Origin of the sequence: Streptomyces sp. NPDC058000, assembly GCF_042886435.1 — a bacterium.
Lineage (GTDB): Bacteria > Actinomycetota > Actinomycetes > Streptomycetales > Streptomycetaceae > Streptomyces.
Genome location: NZ_JBHVQS010000009.1, coordinates 159923 through 174495, shown reverse-complemented (window position 1 = coordinate 174495; position 14573 = coordinate 159923). Strand labels below are relative to the sequence as shown.

14 protein-coding genes are annotated in these 14573 nt (G+C 70.0%); 8 read left to right on the top strand and 6 right to left on the bottom strand.

All coding sequences use genetic code 11. The features are described 5' to 3' along the window. Nucleotides 1-14 precede the first annotated feature (14 nt). Nucleotides 15-1463, bottom strand: coding sequence for a sensor histidine kinase (locus ACFVT2_RS12570; protein ID WP_390015841.1), 1449 nt, complete (start codon nucleotides 1461-1463; stop codon nucleotides 15-17). Further along, nucleotides 1460-2200, bottom strand: a complete 741-nt coding sequence (locus ACFVT2_RS12565; protein WP_390015839.1) for a response regulator transcription factor — start codon at nucleotides 2198-2200, stop codon at nucleotides 1460-1462. Before ACFVT2_RS12565 ends, ACFVT2_RS12570 begins: the two co-directional genes overlap by 4 nt. 144 nt (nucleotides 2201-2344) lie before the next feature. On the opposite strand from ACFVT2_RS12565, the gene ACFVT2_RS12560 reads away from it, so the two are divergent. From ACFVT2_RS12560 to ACFVT2_RS12550, 3 genes are read left to right on the top strand one after another with little or no spacing between them, the layout of a single operon-like run. After that, nucleotides 2345-3706 carry a ferric reductase-like transmembrane domain-containing protein gene (locus ACFVT2_RS12560; RefSeq protein WP_390015836.1) on the top strand — a complete coding sequence of 454 codons (1362 nt, stop codon included), beginning with the start codon at nucleotides 2345-2347 and terminating at the stop codon, nucleotides 3704-3706. 9 nt (nucleotides 3707-3715) lie between these two features. Continuing rightward, a complete protein-coding gene (locus ACFVT2_RS12555; protein ID WP_390015833.1) occupies nucleotides 3716-4156 on the top strand; it encodes an FMN-binding protein in 441 nt (146 codons plus the stop codon). A 34-nt stretch (nucleotides 4157-4190) separates the two neighbouring features. Then, on the top strand, nucleotides 4191-4910 hold the full coding sequence (locus ACFVT2_RS12550) for an FAD:protein FMN transferase (protein ID WP_390016013.1): 720 nt from the start codon (nucleotides 4191-4193) through the stop codon (nucleotides 4908-4910). 77 nt (nucleotides 4911-4987) lie between these two features. Here the strand turns inward: ACFVT2_RS12550 and ACFVT2_RS12545 are convergent, their stop codons facing one another. Next, nucleotides 4988-6151 carry a hypothetical protein gene (locus tag ACFVT2_RS12545; RefSeq protein WP_390015831.1) on the bottom strand — a complete coding sequence of 388 codons (1164 nt, stop codon included), beginning with the start codon at nucleotides 6149-6151 and terminating at the stop codon, nucleotides 4988-4990. A 249-nt stretch (nucleotides 6152-6400) separates the two neighbouring features. Between ACFVT2_RS12545 and ACFVT2_RS12540 the strand changes: the two genes are divergently transcribed. After that, nucleotides 6401-7219 carry a methyltransferase domain-containing protein gene (locus ACFVT2_RS12540; protein WP_390015828.1) on the top strand — a complete coding sequence of 273 codons (819 nt, stop codon included), beginning with the start codon at nucleotides 6401-6403 and terminating at the stop codon, nucleotides 7217-7219. Between the two features lie 135 nt (nucleotides 7220-7354). On the opposite strand, the gene ACFVT2_RS12535 is transcribed toward ACFVT2_RS12540, so the two are convergent. Then, nucleotides 7355-7642: a hypothetical protein gene (locus tag ACFVT2_RS12535; protein WP_390015826.1), complete on the bottom strand. Its 288-nt coding sequence runs from the start codon at nucleotides 7640-7642 to the stop codon at nucleotides 7355-7357. Between the two features lie 340 nt (nucleotides 7643-7982). Here ACFVT2_RS12535 and ACFVT2_RS12530 point away from each other — a divergent pair, with 340 nt between their 5' ends. After that, on the top strand, nucleotides 7983-9110 hold the full coding sequence (locus ACFVT2_RS12530) for an NADH:flavin oxidoreductase (protein WP_390015824.1): 1128 nt from the start codon (nucleotides 7983-7985) through the stop codon (nucleotides 9108-9110). 938 nt (nucleotides 9111-10048) lie between these two features. Here ACFVT2_RS12530 and ACFVT2_RS12525 read toward each other — a convergent pair. Continuing rightward, a complete protein-coding gene (locus tag ACFVT2_RS12525) occupies nucleotides 10049-10372 on the bottom strand; it encodes a DMT family transporter (RefSeq protein ID WP_390015821.1) in 324 nt (107 codons plus the stop codon). A 73-nt stretch (nucleotides 10373-10445) separates the two neighbouring features. Then, nucleotides 10446-11078 carry a TetR/AcrR family transcriptional regulator gene (locus ACFVT2_RS12520; RefSeq protein WP_390015818.1) on the bottom strand — a complete coding sequence of 211 codons (633 nt, stop codon included), beginning with the start codon at nucleotides 11076-11078 and terminating at the stop codon, nucleotides 10446-10448. A 72-nt stretch (nucleotides 11079-11150) separates the two neighbouring features. On the opposite strand from ACFVT2_RS12520, the gene ACFVT2_RS12515 reads away from it, so the two are divergent. The 3 genes from ACFVT2_RS12515 (at nucleotide 11151) to ACFVT2_RS12505 (ending at nucleotide 14541) form a co-directional block, all read left to right on the top strand. Further along, the gene (locus ACFVT2_RS12515) at nucleotides 11151-12137 is read left to right on the top strand and encodes a DMT family transporter (protein ID WP_390015815.1); all 987 of its coding nucleotides are present in this window, start codon (nucleotides 11151-11153) and stop codon (nucleotides 12135-12137) included. Nucleotides 12138-12410: 273 nt separating this feature from the next. Then, on the top strand, nucleotides 12411-13376 hold the full coding sequence (locus ACFVT2_RS12510; protein ID WP_390015813.1) for a hypothetical protein: 966 nt from the start codon (nucleotides 12411-12413) through the stop codon (nucleotides 13374-13376). Between the two features lie 148 nt (nucleotides 13377-13524). After that, nucleotides 13525-14541: a hypothetical protein gene (locus ACFVT2_RS12505; protein WP_390015810.1), complete on the top strand. Its 1017-nt coding sequence runs from the start codon at nucleotides 13525-13527 to the stop codon at nucleotides 14539-14541. The last annotated feature ends 32 nt before the right edge of the window (nucleotides 14542-14573 follow it).

The following is a 14573-nucleotide window of genomic DNA, read 5'->3' as shown; positions in this document are numbered from 1 at the left end:
CACGGCCTACCGACTCAATGGCCGTCGGCGCCGAACGTCGTCCGAGGGAAGGTCACGGTGAATTCGGTATGCCCGGGGCGGCTGTTCATCACGACCCGTCCGCCGTGCGCGGTGACCACGGCCTCGACGATGGCCAGCCCCAGTCCGGTACCGCCCGCCGCCCGCGAGCGGCTGTGGTCGACCCGTACGAAGCGGCCGAAGATGTCGTGTTGGACCTCCTCGGGCACGCCGGGGCCGTCGTCGGCCACCGTCAGCCGGGTCCCCTGGTCGTCGGCCGCCAACCGCACCGTCACGGCGGTCCCCGGCGGGGTGTGCATCCGGGCGTTGGCGAGGAGGTTGCCGACGACCTGGTGCAGGCGGTGTTCGTCCCCGGTCGTGGTCACCACCGTCTCGGGGAGGTCGAGCAGCCACTGGTGGCGTGGACCGGCCGCCCGCGCATCGTCGGCCGCATCGAGCACGAGTCGCGTCAGGTCCACCGGCTTGCGCTCCAGGGCGCGGCCGGCGTCGAGGCGGGCGAGCAGCAGCAGATCGTCCACGAGGCGGCTCATCCGCACGGACTCCGCCTGGATCCGTTCCAGGGAGCGCCGGACCTCGCCGGGCACCGGCTCTTTGTGCCGGAGGGCGAGTTCCGCATGGCCGCGGACGTTGGCCACCGGGGTCCGCAGCTCGTGACTGGCGTCGGCGGCGAAGTGCCGCAGTCGTTCCTCGCTCGCGTGACGGCGCTCCAGGGCGTTGCCGACATGACCGAGCATCCGGTTGAGCGCGGTGCCGACCTGCCCGACCTCGGTTCGCGGGTCGGCCACCGGCACCGGTGCCGGCATGGCGACCTCGCCGCTGGCCAGCGGCAGTTCGGCCACGCTCGCCGCCGTGGTCGTGACCCGGCGCAACGGACGCAGCGACAGCCGCACCCACAGCGCCCCCAGGACCCCGGTCACCACGAGGGCCCCGCCGAACACCGCCGCCTCGACCGCCTCCAACCGGTGCACCGTCTCCTCGACCGGGCGCAGCGGCAGACCCGTGATCAGGACGTCGCGGTCGTCGCCCACGACCGCGTTGACGCGGTACCGGCCCAGTGCGGACAGCCGGATGCCGTGTCCGGAGCCGTCGGCCGGGAGGGCGGCCAGCGCCCTGCGGTCGTCGGCGGACAGCGGCACCGCGGCATCCGTCCGGTCGCGTACGACGGCTGCCTGGGTCGGGGTGCCGCGCAGCAGCCGCGCGCCGAAGGTGCCCTCGGACTGACCGCGGGTGTCCGGCTGGTTGTCGGCGTCCGGCCTGGCCTCGTGTTCCAGGCTCGCCGCGAACCGGCCGGCGGAGGCGAACAACTGCTGGTCCAGACGCCCCACCAGGAACCCTTCGAGCGCGACGACCGTGGTGACGCCGACCGCCACGCAGGCCAGCGCCAGGAGCGCGACCAGACCCGCGGTGAGCTGACTGCGCAGGGTGCGGGGGCGGAGCCGCTTCACGAGTGCTCCGGTTTGAGGACGTATCCGACGCCGCGGACCGTGTGGATCATCGGGGTCCGGCCGGCGTCGATCTTCTTGCGCAGGTAGCTGATGTAGAGCTCGACGACGTGTGATCGACCGCCGAAGTCGTAGGACCAGACCCGGTCGAGGATCTGTGCCTTGGACAGCACCCGCCGGGGGTTCCGCATCAGGAAGCGGAGCAGCTCGAACTCGGTGCGGGAGAGTTCGATCAGTTCGCCGTCGCGGACGACCTCCCGGGCCTCCTCGTCCATGACGAGGTCCCCGACGACCAGCTGGTCGCCGTCGCCCTCCGGCTCGTGCGCCATACCGGCCCGGCGCAACAGTCCGCGCAGCCGTGCCAGCACCTCTTCCAGGCTGAACGGCTTGGTCACGTAGTCGTCGCCACCTGCGGTGATGCCCGCGATCCGGTCCTCGACGGCGTCACGTGCGGTGAGGAAGAGCACGCAGACCGTCTTCAGTTCCTTGCGCAGCAGGCGCAGCACCTGGAGACCGTCGGTGTCGGGCAGCATCCAGTCCAGGACGACGGCGTGCGGGCGGAAGGTCCGGGCCACCGCGAGCGCGGAGGCGCCGTCGGCCGCGCTGCGGACCTCCCAGCCCTCGCCCGCCAGAGCGCCGGAGAGCACTTCGGTGAGGTCCGGCTCGTCGTCGATCACGAGGACGCGTACCGGCGAGCCGTCGGCGCTGTGCAACGGGGAAGGGGGGCGGTGAGTGTGCATGGTCACTCCAGCATCCCTCCTGTGGGGGTGTGCGCGGGTATGAGCCGGCTCTGAGTTTCCTGTGAATCGTGCGGCGGGGCGTCGCTCAGAGGGTCTTCAGAGGTTGCGCTGCGACGCTGGCGCCGACCACGGAAGGAACGACCCATGAGCACCATCTCGCACACCCGTCGCAGTGCCCGCGGCAGTGCCCTGCCACACCGGCTGGCGTCCGCGGCTCCCTTGCTGGCGCAGGGCGCCATCGGGGCGGGGGCGGTCGGCGTGCTGGCCCTGTGGTGGACCGGCACGGCGTCCGTGGTGGGTCCGGCGGGCTGGCTCACGGGCGCCGGCCGGATCACCGGTCTGCTGGCCGGCTACGCCTGCGCGGTGCTCGTCGCGCTGATGGCCCGCGTCCCGCTGCTCGACCACGCTCTGGGCACCGATCGCCTCGCGCGCTGGCACGCCACGAGCGGGCGCTACACCCTCTCGCTGGTGCTGACCCACGTCCTGCTGATCATCTGGGGCTACACCCTCACCTCGCAGAGCGACGTCCTGCACGAGACGACCACGCTCGTCCTCGACTACCCGGACATGCTCAAGGCCACCGCCGGCTTCCTCCTGCTGGTCGGCACCGGCGTCCTCTCGGCACGCGCCGCCCGACGCCGGATGAGCTACGAAACCTGGCACTACCTGCACTTCGCCACCTACCTGGCCCTCTTCCTCGCCTTCGGCCACCAGCTCTCCAACGGTGCCGACTTCGTGGGCCGGCGACCCGCCCAACTCGGCTGGTACGCCCTGTACGGAGCCGTGGCGATGCTGATCCTCTGGTACCGCTTCGTGGTCCCGGTACGGCGGTCGCTACGCCACCGGCTCCGGGTCGCCGACATTCGCCCGGAGGCCCCGGGCGTGGTGTCGATACACCTCACCGGGGAGCGGCTGACCGAACTCGGCGCCCGACCGGGCCAGTTCTTCCGCTGGCGCTTCCTGGCACCGGGCCTGTGGTGGACCGCCAACCCCTACTCGCTGTCCGCCCCGCCACTCCCCCACCATCTGCGCATCACCGTGAAGGAGGCCGGCGGGCACAGCTCGGCCCTGGCGCGGCTTCGGCCCGGCACCCGGGTCTGGGCCGAAGGTCCCTACGGCGCCTTCACCGAGGCGCGTCGCCGGTCGGCCAAGGTGCTGCTGCTCGCGGGCGGCGTCGGCATCACCCCCCTGCGCACGCTCTTCGAAACCCTCCCCGGCGACGTCACACTCATCTACCGGGCACGGCGCCCGGAGGACCTCGCCCTGCGCACCGAACTCGATGCCATCGCCGCGGCCCGCGGCAGACCCGTCCACTACTTCGTCGACGAACCGGCCACGCACTCCGCGCCGTTGACCGCCCGCGCACTCAAGCACCTGATCCCGGACCTGGCCGCCCACGAGGTGTACCTGTGCGGTCCGCCCGGCATGACCAGCGCCGCCCGACGCGCCCTGCGCGGGGCCGGGGTGCCCCCACACCACATCCACCACGAATCGTTCGAGTTCTGAGGAGCCGCCGTGCGCCGAGCCGTTCTGACCGCAGCGTCGACCAGCGCACTGGTCGTCCTCCTGCTCTCCCTCAAGCCGCACCAACCCGCCGGCCTCACCGGCGACCTGGCCCAGGGGGGCGCCGCACCGGCCCCGTCGCCCACCGGCCGTCCGCCGCACGGCACACACCCGGCCAACGGCACGTACACCGGTGCCCCGGTCAGCACCCGCTACGGCACCGTGCAGGTCGCCGCCACCGTCAACGCCGGCCGGCTGACGGCCGTCAAGGTGCTCCAGGCCCCGTCCGACAACGGCCGTGACCGTGAGATCGCCACCTACGCCCTGCCGCGCCTGACACAGGAGGCGCTGAGCGCGCACAGCGCCGGCATCGACGCGGTGTCCGGCGCCAGCTACACCAGCGCCGGCTACATCCGTTCGCTCCAGAGCGCCCTGGACCAGGCCGGTGCCTGAACCCCGCCGCGGACTGCGCCATGTCGAGCGGGCCATGGGCACGGTCTTCTCGTTCGACATCCGCGACGCCCGCACCCCCGCCATCGAGTCCGCGCTGGTCAACGCCGTCGCCTGGCTCCACCACGTCGACGCGGTCTTCTCGACCTACCGTCCCGACAGCGCCGTCAGCCGACTCGCCCGCGGCGAAACGGCACTCGACGACTGCCCCGCGGAGGTACGCGAAGTCCTCAACCTCTGCGAACAGGTGGGGCGCGCCACCGACGGCTGGTTCAGCCTCACCGCCAACGGCAGCCTCGACCCGACCGGACTGGTCAAAGGGTGGGCGGTCGAACGCGCCGCACAGATCCTGCGGGCCGCCGGCGCCCACCACATCTGCGTGAACGGCGGCGGCGACCTCCAACTCAGCGGAGCGGCGGCACCCGGAGTGCCCTGGCGCGTCGGAATCGCCCACCCGCACCGCCCTGGCGAACTCTGCACCGTCGTCACCGGACACGACCTGGCCGTCGCCACCTCAGGCACCGCCGAACGCGGCGCCCACATCCTCGATCCCCACACCGGCGCCCCCGTGACCAGCCTCGCCTCGCTCACCGTCGTCGGCCCAGACCTCACCACCACCGACGCCTACGCCACGGCCGCCTTCGCGATGGGCCCGGGCGCCCGGGACTGGCTGGAGGGGCTCGACGGTCACGAGGCGTTCGCCGTCACCCGGAACGGCGGGACCTGGCACACCCGGGGATTCCCCGGAACGCCGTGACGTCGCCCCGGCCGGGCGGTCCTGACTGCGCGCGCATCGTGGACACCGCCGTGCCCCACGGAAACCCGGCCCTCCGGTCAGGGATGAGCCTGGCCCAGGACGGAGGGCGCGGCGTCGGCGTTCTCCGCGCGGCCGCCCGCCACCCGCAGCGTCACGGCAGCCGCGACCCCCGCCACCAGTCCGCACGTCAGGGCGGCCGGGATCCCCTCGCCGATGCCTGCGGCCAGGCGCAGCAGGTTCCATTCCAGGCTCGCTCCGTTCAGCGCCATCCGCAGCAACTGGCTCGCCAGCAGCCCGAGTACGGTCGCGCAGACCGCGCCCACGGCCATCGCCGGGACAGTGGCCCGGGTGCACAGTCCGGGCAGCCGCCGCAACGCCCACCACACCACGGCGAGCAGCAACCCGTCGGCGGCGCGGTACAGGAGCCAGTCACCGAGCGGCCCGCCCCCCGGTCCGTCCCAACCACCGAGCAGCAGCCACTGCCGCAGGAGGTCGCCCGGTTCGGAGAGCAGCCCGACGTTCGGGGAGACCATCTGGAGGGCGGCGGCGACCGACTGGTACGAAAGGACCACCAGGGACAGTGCGATCACCGCGGTCCCGGCGGTGGCGGCCAGGCGGGCGGCGCGCGCCGGGACGACCTCCTGCGGCAGCGGGCCGGCGCCCTTGGCGGTGACCCGCGCCAGGCACACGGTCACCAGCGCCGCAACCAGCGCCGTCAACACCAGAACCTGCCGCCCGGAGGCGATCACGCCCGCCAGCTGCGGCAGCAAGCGGAAACCGCCGTGCCCCCGCGACGCGATCAGCCACGGCGCGGAGACGGTGACCGCCAGGGTCCCGGCCACCAGGCCCCAGGCCCACACCGCGAGCAGCGCCGCAGGCATCCGACCGTGCACCGGCGGCAGCTTGCGGAGCAGGAACAGCGCCCCCAGCCCGAAGAAGACGAAGACCGCGCCGAACCGGATCTGCACCGCGGTGGCGTACAGCGCGAGGTAGGGGACGCTGTCGGCCGAGACCGCGTCCCCGATCCCGCCGGACAGCTCGTTGCCGAGCTGAACCGAGGCCGGCGGGTCGTGCGACCAGGGCGTGAACCAGCGTTGGAGCTCGGCGGCATCCACGCTGCCGATCACGTTGGTGGTGCCCGGCAGGTACAGCGCGTGCGCACTCGCCCCCGCCCACCACAGCAGCGCCGTGAGCAACAGCCCTCCGGCCAGTGCCGGTATCGCCGCGCGTCGGTATGTCATTTACTGTCCCCCATGTTTGCCACATATCCCATGTCCATTACTCAGATGGACATTACGGGCTGCCGATCACATACGGATCACGGTCGCGCGCCGGCTTGCCCGAACGACCGGGACGATGGCGTCACCGGTTACTGACCGGGCGCCACAACCCCCGGTGCCTGGCCCCTGGCCGCGACCATGAGCGACGTAGGGCCGTGCGCCAGTCGCCGTTCCCCGGACCGTGGATCACCCCCCTGTTATTTTCGGGCGGTGACGGACTATGAAGTGGCCGGGGAGCCTGGCAAGGGGTATCTGCTCGACAATCAACAGGCCGAGGCCGGGGAGCGGTTCACGGCGTTGGCCGAGTTGTTCGACCCGGTGACGTTCCGGCGGCTGCGGGCGCTGGGCGTCGCGGACGGCTGGAATTGCTGGGAGATCGGGGCCGGCGGCCCGAGCGTGCCCCAGTGGCTGGCCGAGCGGGTCGGGGAGAAGGGCCGGGTGCTGGCCACCGATCTCGATACGTCCTGGATGCCGCAGGCCGGGGCACCGTACGAGGTGGTACGGCACGATGTGGGCGCCGACGAGGCGCCGGAGGGGCCGTTCGACCTGGTGCACGCGCGGCTCGTCCTCGTGCATGTGCCGCAGCGCGAGGCCGCGCTGCGGTCCATGGTGCGGGCCCTGCGGCCCGGTGGATGGCTGCTGGTGGAGGATGCCGATCCGGCGCTACAGCCGCTGGCCTGTCCCGATGAGTACGGCCCTGAGCAGGAGCTCGCGAACCGCATCCGGCGCGGCTTTCGAGCGCTGCTCGCGGAGCGGGGCGCGCAACTCGCCTTCGGGCGGACGCTTCCCCGGCTACTGCGGACGGCCGGGCTGGCCGATGTCGAGGCCGATGCGTACTTCCCGATCACTTCTCCGGCCGGGAGCGTGTTGGAGGCCGCGACCGTACGGCAGATCCGCGATCGGTTGATCCAGGGCGGGTTGGCGACGGCCGAGGAGATCGAGGAGCATCTGGCGAACATCGGGGCCGGGCACCTAGACACCGCGACGGCGCCGTTGATCTCCGCGTGGGGGCGGAAGCCGCCGCAGTAGCCGCACCCGGTCGCCACAGCGGCGGGAAGGGCCGGCCGGCGGGTGCCGCCGGCCGGCCCTTCCGGTCCGGTACGACCCGAGCCGGTCACGCCCGAAGGGGCGCCGGCTCAGGGCTCCGGGAATGCGGCCCGCACGTCAGCCGAGGCCGCCCAGCCTGGAGCCGCGGCCGCCCAACCCGTTGGAGTCGCGCTCACCGAAGCCCATGGAACCGCGGTCGCCGAACCCCCCGAGGAGCCGGTCCCCGATGCCGGCGGGACCACCGATGTTTCCTGTGCCCCCGAACAGGCCGTCAGTGGGGCCGTCCGCGGGCTGCTGTGCGGGAACCGGTGCGGCGGCCTGGGCCGGGGCAGCCGTGGCGGCGAGCCCCACAACGGGAAGCGCGGCCAGCAGCGCAGCCGCAGCGATGCGAGACGGGTTCAACACGAGACAGTCCCTTCGTCGTCAACCATGACAGTGAAAGCCTGTCCACCTGCACCGGCGGGGGTCCGGTACGGGACGCCGAATCACCTGATCGGAGCCCGGGTGCCAACCGGCTTCGCCCTGGGCGCGACGGACGGGCCGGGGCAGGACACCGCTCGGGCGGCCGACCGCGGTGCCACCGGCCGACTGCCGGAGCACTGACCACCCCGGGCTCGGGGCGCGTGGCCAGGATCACAGCACAGCGCGCCGAACAGGCGGAATGCCCACACGACCGGTGCAGTTGCCAACTACACGCATGCTCTGCGTGCGGACAAACCATCCGGTACCTACGAGGAGCACCCCCGTGACCGCCACCGCGTCCTCCGCCTCCCGCGCAGCCGAGATCCTCTCCCGGCCCGTCGCGCTGAACGGCCTGACCGTCCCGAACCGCATCGCGATGGCGCCGATGACGCGCATGTTCTCCCCGGGCGGCGTCCCCGGTGAGGACGTGCAGTCGTACTACGCCCGCCGCGCCGCCGCTGGCGTGGGCCTGATCGTCACCGAGGGGACCTACGTCGGCCACGAGTCGGCCGGGCAGAGTGACCGTGTGCCCCGGTTCCACGGGGAGGAGCAGTTGGCGGGGTGGGCGAAGGTCGCGAAGGCCGTTCACGCGGCGGGCGGCACCATCGTGCCGCAGCTGTGGCACATCGGCATGGTGCGCAAGCAGGGCGAGCCGCCCTACGCCGACGCCCCCGCCGTCGGCCCCTCCGGCATCCGCGTCGACGGCACCGAGGGCACCGGCAAGGCGATGACCCGGCGCGACCTGGACGATGTCATCGGCGCCTTCGCCGAAGCCGCCGCGGCCGCCGAGCGCATCGGCTTCGACGGCGTCGAACTGCACGGCGCCCACGGCTACCTCCTCGACCAGTTCCTGTGGGCCGGCACGAACCGCCGCACCGACGCATACGGCGGCGACCCGGTGGCCCGTACGGCATTCGCGGCCGAGGTCGTGGCCGCGGTCCGCGAGACCGTCTCGCCCGACTTCCCGGTGATCTTCCGCTACTCGCAGTGGAAGCAGGATGTCTACGACGCGCGGCTGGCCGAGAGCCCGGCAGAGCTGGAGGCGATCCTGGCCCCGCTCGCCGCGGCCGGCGTCGACGCCTTCCACGCCTCCACCCGCCGCTACTGGCTCCCGGAGTTCGAGGGCTCGGACCTGAACCTGGCGGGCTGGACCAAGAAGCTCACCGGCAGGCCCACCATCACCGTCGGCTCGGTCGGCCTAGACGGCGACTTCCTCCGCGGCTTCCAGGGCGAGGGAGCCCCGGTCAAGGGCATCGACAACCTCCTCGACCGCCTGGAGCGCGACGAGTTCGACCTGGTCGCCGTCGGCCGCGCCCTGCTCCAGGACCCGCAGTGGGCGGCGAAGGTCCTGGCTGACCGGTTCGAGGATCTGAAGCCGTACGACGCGGCGGCGCTCAAGACGCTGAGCTGAGCGGCTGCGTCTGGACCAGCTGGTTGTGGTCCGGTGGGGGGCCGACGAGGCATCGGGATCGGGGCAGGCACCTGCCCGTGCCCCGTTGAGCCCCCCGGACCGACAACCAGTGCCGCGCGGAGAATCGCAGGGGGATCCGCGCCCCTTCGCGCCACCAACTCCCGGCGCACCAAAGGGAAATGACCAGCCATCGTCACCGTACGACCACACGGCATCGCGAGGGTGCCGTGGGCCGTCCGCAGCATGCACCGGCACGGGGCACTTCGGGCCCCGGGGACAGGCCACGGTGGGCGGGGTTTCCGGGCCCGCGGGGGCACCTCCGCACGAGAGGACGAGGCAGCAGCGCAACAACCGCCAGACGAGGGATATGGGGCATATAGGAATAGAACTACGGGCAAATTGGGCGCGACCTGAGAATCTTCTCCGAGAGGCGCATCAAATGCACCGCGTCGCAGCCATCATTTTCGGAACTCTCGCAGCACTGGGCGTTTTCACCACTCCGGCAATCGCTGCGCCCCACGACGGACCCTCGGCAACGGGACTGTACGACTACGCGTTCTTCAACCCCAGGCTCGACGAAGCCAACATGGTCATGTCCGGCTAGCGATGCCTTGACCCGTGCGAGCGAAGAAGTCGAGCACCCAACCTCCCCACTCGCCCTGAGCCAATGACATGAGCGTCATGGCGCCCGCGCGTCGCCGTCCGTGGCGGCCCGTCCCCTCGCGAGCGGCCACTCGCCGAGCGCTGCCGCGTCACCTCAGGCTCCGCAGGATCCGCACGGCAAGCGCCACAACCTCGCGGAGCGCCGCTCCGGTCGTGACTGTGCCTGGCGCGCATTGCCGGCGCGCTCCAGGATCCACACCGGGCGGCCCCAGCGGTCAGCAAGTCCGGCCGGACAAACCAGGCAGCCGTCTCAGCGGCAGTAGAACCGCGAGCAGCTAGCGGACGGCGCCGAGTTCCAGCGCCGCTACGCCACCCACCACCAGCACCAGTCCGACGACCTGGACGGGCGACAGGCGGTCCCCGAGGAGAATCACGCCGACCAGCGCGATGACCGCCACTCCACAGGCCGACCAGATCGCGTACGCCACTCCCAACTGCATGCCGCGCCTGAGTACTTGGGACAGCAGGGTGAAGGCCATGACGTAGCCGCCCACCGCCACCAGCGAGGGGAGCAGCTTCGAGAAGCCCTCGCTCAGGCGCAGGGAGAGCGTCGCGGTGACTTCGGAGACGATGGCACCAAGGAGGAGCAGCCAAACCATGGGGCCTCCACGTTCAGGACGTGTCATTCCTTCACCAGGAGCGGGCTCCGTCGGCTGCTCCTCAGGGCCGAGCTCAGCTTGTGACGGATCGCCGCGCCAGGGACTTCTCGATGAGTACCGCGGCCATCTCCTGGGCGTGCTCCGCGGCCCGTTCGACCGACTGCATGGAGTTCGCGATGCAGGCGCCCTCGTGCAGGATGAGCAGTTGACTGGCGAGTGTCCCGGGGGCGTCGGCGCCGGCTTCGGTGGCGAGGTCCTCCAGATACGCCAGCAGCCAGGACTTCTGCTCGCGGGCGACTTCCTGTCCGGGGTGGTCGGCGGGCAGTTCGACATAGGCGTTGACGAATGCGCAACCGCGCGGGTTGCGCTCCCGCATCCATGCGCGCAGGGCGCCGAACGTGGCCAGAAGCTTTTCTTCGGGGGCGCCGTCGTGCTCGTTGACGTACTTCACGAGCGTGGAGCGCCACAGCCCGTCGCGGGCACGTAGGTAGGCCAGGATCAGATCCTCCTTCGAACCGAAACGGTCGTAGAGCGTCTTCTTCGTGACCCCGGCCTCCTCCGCGATCGCCTCTACGCCGACGGCGCGAATCCCCTGCTCGTAGAAGAGTCGAGAGGCCGTCTCAAGGATCTTCACGCCAGCGGGAGTCAGATGCTGCGCACCGCGCCGCTTCCCGCTCCGGCCGGTCGTCCCACTGTCGCCAGTCATGTCTTGACGGTACACCCATCGGTATGGTTACGTCAGTTGCTATACCGGTAAGTATACCTGCAAGGAGTCGAGATGCTGAGCGGACTGCGTACGGCCTTGCGGGGCGATCTGGTGATGGCGGCGTTATTCGTGGTGCTGTGGAGTTCCGGGTTCATCGGCGCGGGCATCGGTACGGCGGTTTCCAGCGCCGTGACGATCCTGATGTGGCGCTTCATCGCCGTGGGCGCAGCGCTGCTGGCCCTCCAGTTCGTCATCAGGCGGCACCGCCTGACGCCGCGCGAAATCCTGGTCCAGTCACTGCTCGGACTCTTCTCGCAGAGCATCTACCTCTTCAGCATGTTCGGGGCGGTGCAACTCGGCGTGACCAGCGGCATCGTCTCGCTGATCGACGCGTTGCAGCCGGTGTGCGCCAGCGCCCTGGCGGGCCTGCTGCTCAGCGAGCGCGCCTCAGCGAGGCAGTGGGGCGGTCTGGGGATCGGCCTCGTCGGCGTCACCATCGTCATCAGCGGCGATCTGGGGCTGCGACCGGGCGTTCCCTCGTGGGCGTATCTCATCCCCTTCATCGGGATGCTGGCACTGACGGTGGCAACGCTGATCGAGCGGAAAGCGCAACTGCACACGCCACTCATGGACTCGCTCGCCGTGCAGTGCGGTGCGAGTGCGGTCTTCTTCACCCTGGTCGGACTGGCCACGGGACAGGTGGCCATGCCGACGGACGGCCAGGCATGGCTGGCCATTGCCTGGTTGATCCTGCTGTCCACCCTGGGTGGGTACGGGCTGTACTGGGTCATCCTGCAGCGTCACGGCGTGACGTATGTGAGTTCGCTGATCTACCTGACCGCGCCTGCGACGCTGATCTGGGGCTTCTTCATGTTCGGCGATGCCATCAGTCTCGCCAGTGGCTTCGGTATCGCCATCTGCGTGGGAGGCGTCGTCCTGGTGCAGTCCCAGCGCTCACGACAGGGCGGGAGGGACACCGCGCCGGAAGAGCCGTCATTGGGCGGCGAGGCGCCTGCGGTGAAGGCCGGCTCGTCGGGGGCGGACCGCACCGCGCAGTAGCAGCGGCAATAGCGACAAGCGGCACGGAGTAGGGAACAAGCGGCGGCAGGTCGTTGATTCCGTCGGCGCAGACCAACTTCTCGGGCGCCCCGTGGCCATGAGATCGACCGCGGGGCGCCCACGCATGCACGAAAACATGCGCAGGGGCGCGGAAAAATTCTCTGCGGTCGCTTACCAAGGAACCTGTTGACATTCTCTCCGGCTCATTTTTAGTGTGTAACCACACCGGTGAGTATACCTCCGGTCGTCATCCCTGCCGAAGGAGATGCACGCATGGCGCTCAACCTCTCAGGCACCACGAAAAAGGGATCACTCGAACTCCCGAAGACCGCGACGGGATTTGACCAGGTGGCGCATGCCCTTCGGGCGCGCAAACCGCAGTACGACGGAAAGATACCCGCTGAACCCAGCTGGCAGAGCGAGTTCGTACTGCAGGACATCTACCACCCGACGGCCAAGCTCCAGGAGTTCGGATACGACACGAGTGAACTCAACAGGGGATACGGGGTCATTGACGACACCGCCGTCGCCGGACCCACGCAGATCCTCACACCGGAAGGCATAGCCCATCTGAAAGAGGTGTGCGACAAACTCGAAGCCTACGCCGGCAACAGCGAGTTCATCGTCACCCGTCGGGTGCGCAGCGCCGACCTCATGTCGCCGTTCATCAACAACATGATCCGCGACCGGAACTTCCTCCGGGCCTGCTCACGGATGGTCGGCGTCCCCCTCATCCCGCATCCCCTGCGCACTCCTACGGCGCAGATCAACTACTTCGAGGGCCGGGAGACCGGGGACCGCGAGATAGCCAAATGGCACCGCGACGGGATGGACTACGTCTTCACCATCCAGCTGAACTCGGCGGATGAGTACGAGGGCGGCCGCTTCACCTACTTCAAGGGCCGGACCGATCAGTTCGAAGGCGTCACCGAGGACGACGAGCGGATCAAAGAAGCGCCGTGTGACGAACTTGGCGCGACGCTGTTCATTCACGGAAGTCACCTCTATCACGCGGTGACGCCAGTGACCGCGGGACGACGTGTCACCTTCGTCCTGTCCCTGTTCTGCCCCTACTTCTCCCGTCAGGATTCCAACACGTTCTGGCACCTCGCCGGCGATGACGGAATTCTCGCCACCATCCCGAACTGGCTGCGGCTGAAGTGGCCGACGAAGAATCCCTCAATGGACTTCAGCCTGCGGGCCGGCAGCCCGGCCATCACCTGGTCCGACATTCAGTAAGGACCGACCCAAAAAGCGGGAATTCCATTCGCACTTCTCGGGAATTCTCGTGCGTGCAGCGAAGCACTCTCCCCTCACCCTCTCGCGGCAGGAATTCACCCTGCCCGAAAAGCCGTGCGCCGTCACGGTGACAACCCGGAGGAACTCCATGTCCCAGCAGGTCATCGACGCCCCCGTCCAGCAGGGTATGAGTCTGGTCGAGCAGATCCGCACCGGTCTGGCCACGTATCTGCGTGTCCCCGAGAGCAGCATCACCGTCCCGCAGAACGTGGACAAGTACCACGACAAGGATGCCCCGGCGCAGTCGGACCCGACCCTCGAAGAGGTCTTCCGGCTCATGTGGGCGTTGAACGAACGGGGCCTGTCCGACCGGCAGATCGGCAACACCGCCCTGCGTCAGCGGCCGCTGACCACCGCGCTGGACCAGGTTCTCGGCGACATCGCCGACGAACTGGCGGGCGCCCCGCTCCAGTACACCGAGCTGGGCCCCGAGCCGGTCAAGACCAAGTACATCCTGCGCAGCCTCCAAGACCGCGGTCTGGACATCCGCCAGTACAACGGCGTGGACATCAACCCCGCGTCCCGCGACACCATGCAGCGCGAGCTCTCCCCGGTCGTTCCGGCCGAACGCTTCACCTACCAGCAGACCCTCTTCGAGCAGTTGGGTGACCGGGACTACCGGGTGCCCGGTGTCCGCAACCTGGTGACCATGCTCGGTTTCGAGGAGGGCAACGAGCACCCGGCGGCCATCAACGCGATGCTGGACAACATCCTGGAGCCCGGCGACCTCTTCCTGTCGGAGATGCAGATCCTTTCCGACGGCGGCTGGCACCCGATCTTCAACTTCTACCAGAACGACCTCATGCGCCGGTTCTCCAAGATCGCTCTGGAGCGCAGCCAGCCCCACGTCGACTCCGAATACGGCGTCTACCTGGTCCCGTTGTCGCTCGGTACGGACGGTGCGCCCACCATGGCCGCCGTGACCGCGGAACGCATACGCGAGTCCCAGTCCGGAGCCGACAGCATCTTCGTCACCAACTACTGCCTGAAGTTCGCTCTCGACGAGTACCGGCATCTGCGGGAGGAGTCGGGCCGGCTGAAGGTGCTCGCCCAGCGCACGACGGCCGACGGCTCCGTCGTCTTCCAGCTGACGCAGAAGCTCTGACCGCCTGTCCTTCCGGGCCGGCTCCGGGCGCC

What these genes read in the sequence shown, in the direction of transcription:
- ACFVT2_RS12565 (WP_390015839.1), bottom strand. Translation starts at nt 2,200, where the DNA reads ATGCACACTCACCGCCCCCCTTCCCCGTTGCACAGCGCCGACGGCTCG.
- ACFVT2_RS12560 (WP_390015836.1), top strand. Translation starts at nt 2,345, where the DNA reads ATGAGCACCATCTCGCACACCCGTCGCAGTGCCCGCGGCAGTGCCCTG.
- ACFVT2_RS12550 (WP_390016013.1), top strand. Translation starts at nt 4,191, where the DNA reads ATGGGCACGGTCTTCTCGTTCGACATCCGCGACGCCCGCACCCCCGCC.
- ACFVT2_RS12545 (WP_390015831.1), bottom strand. Translation starts at nt 6,151, where the DNA reads ATGACATACCGACGCGCGGCGATACCGGCACTGGCCGGAGGGCTGTTG.
- ACFVT2_RS12525 (WP_390015821.1), bottom strand. Translation starts at nt 10,372, where the DNA reads ATGGTTTGGCTGCTCCTCCTTGGTGCCATCGTCTCCGAAGTCACCGCG.
- ACFVT2_RS12520 (WP_390015818.1), bottom strand. Translation starts at nt 11,078, where the DNA reads ATGACTGGCGACAGTGGGACGACCGGCCGGAGCGGGAAGCGGCGCGGT.
- ACFVT2_RS12515 (WP_390015815.1), top strand. Translation starts at nt 11,151, where the DNA reads ATGCTGAGCGGACTGCGTACGGCCTTGCGGGGCGATCTGGTGATGGCG.
- ACFVT2_RS12510 (WP_390015813.1), top strand. Translation starts at nt 12,411, where the DNA reads ATGGCGCTCAACCTCTCAGGCACCACGAAAAAGGGATCACTCGAACTC.
- ACFVT2_RS12505 (WP_390015810.1), top strand. Translation starts at nt 13,525, where the DNA reads ATGTCCCAGCAGGTCATCGACGCCCCCGTCCAGCAGGGTATGAGTCTG.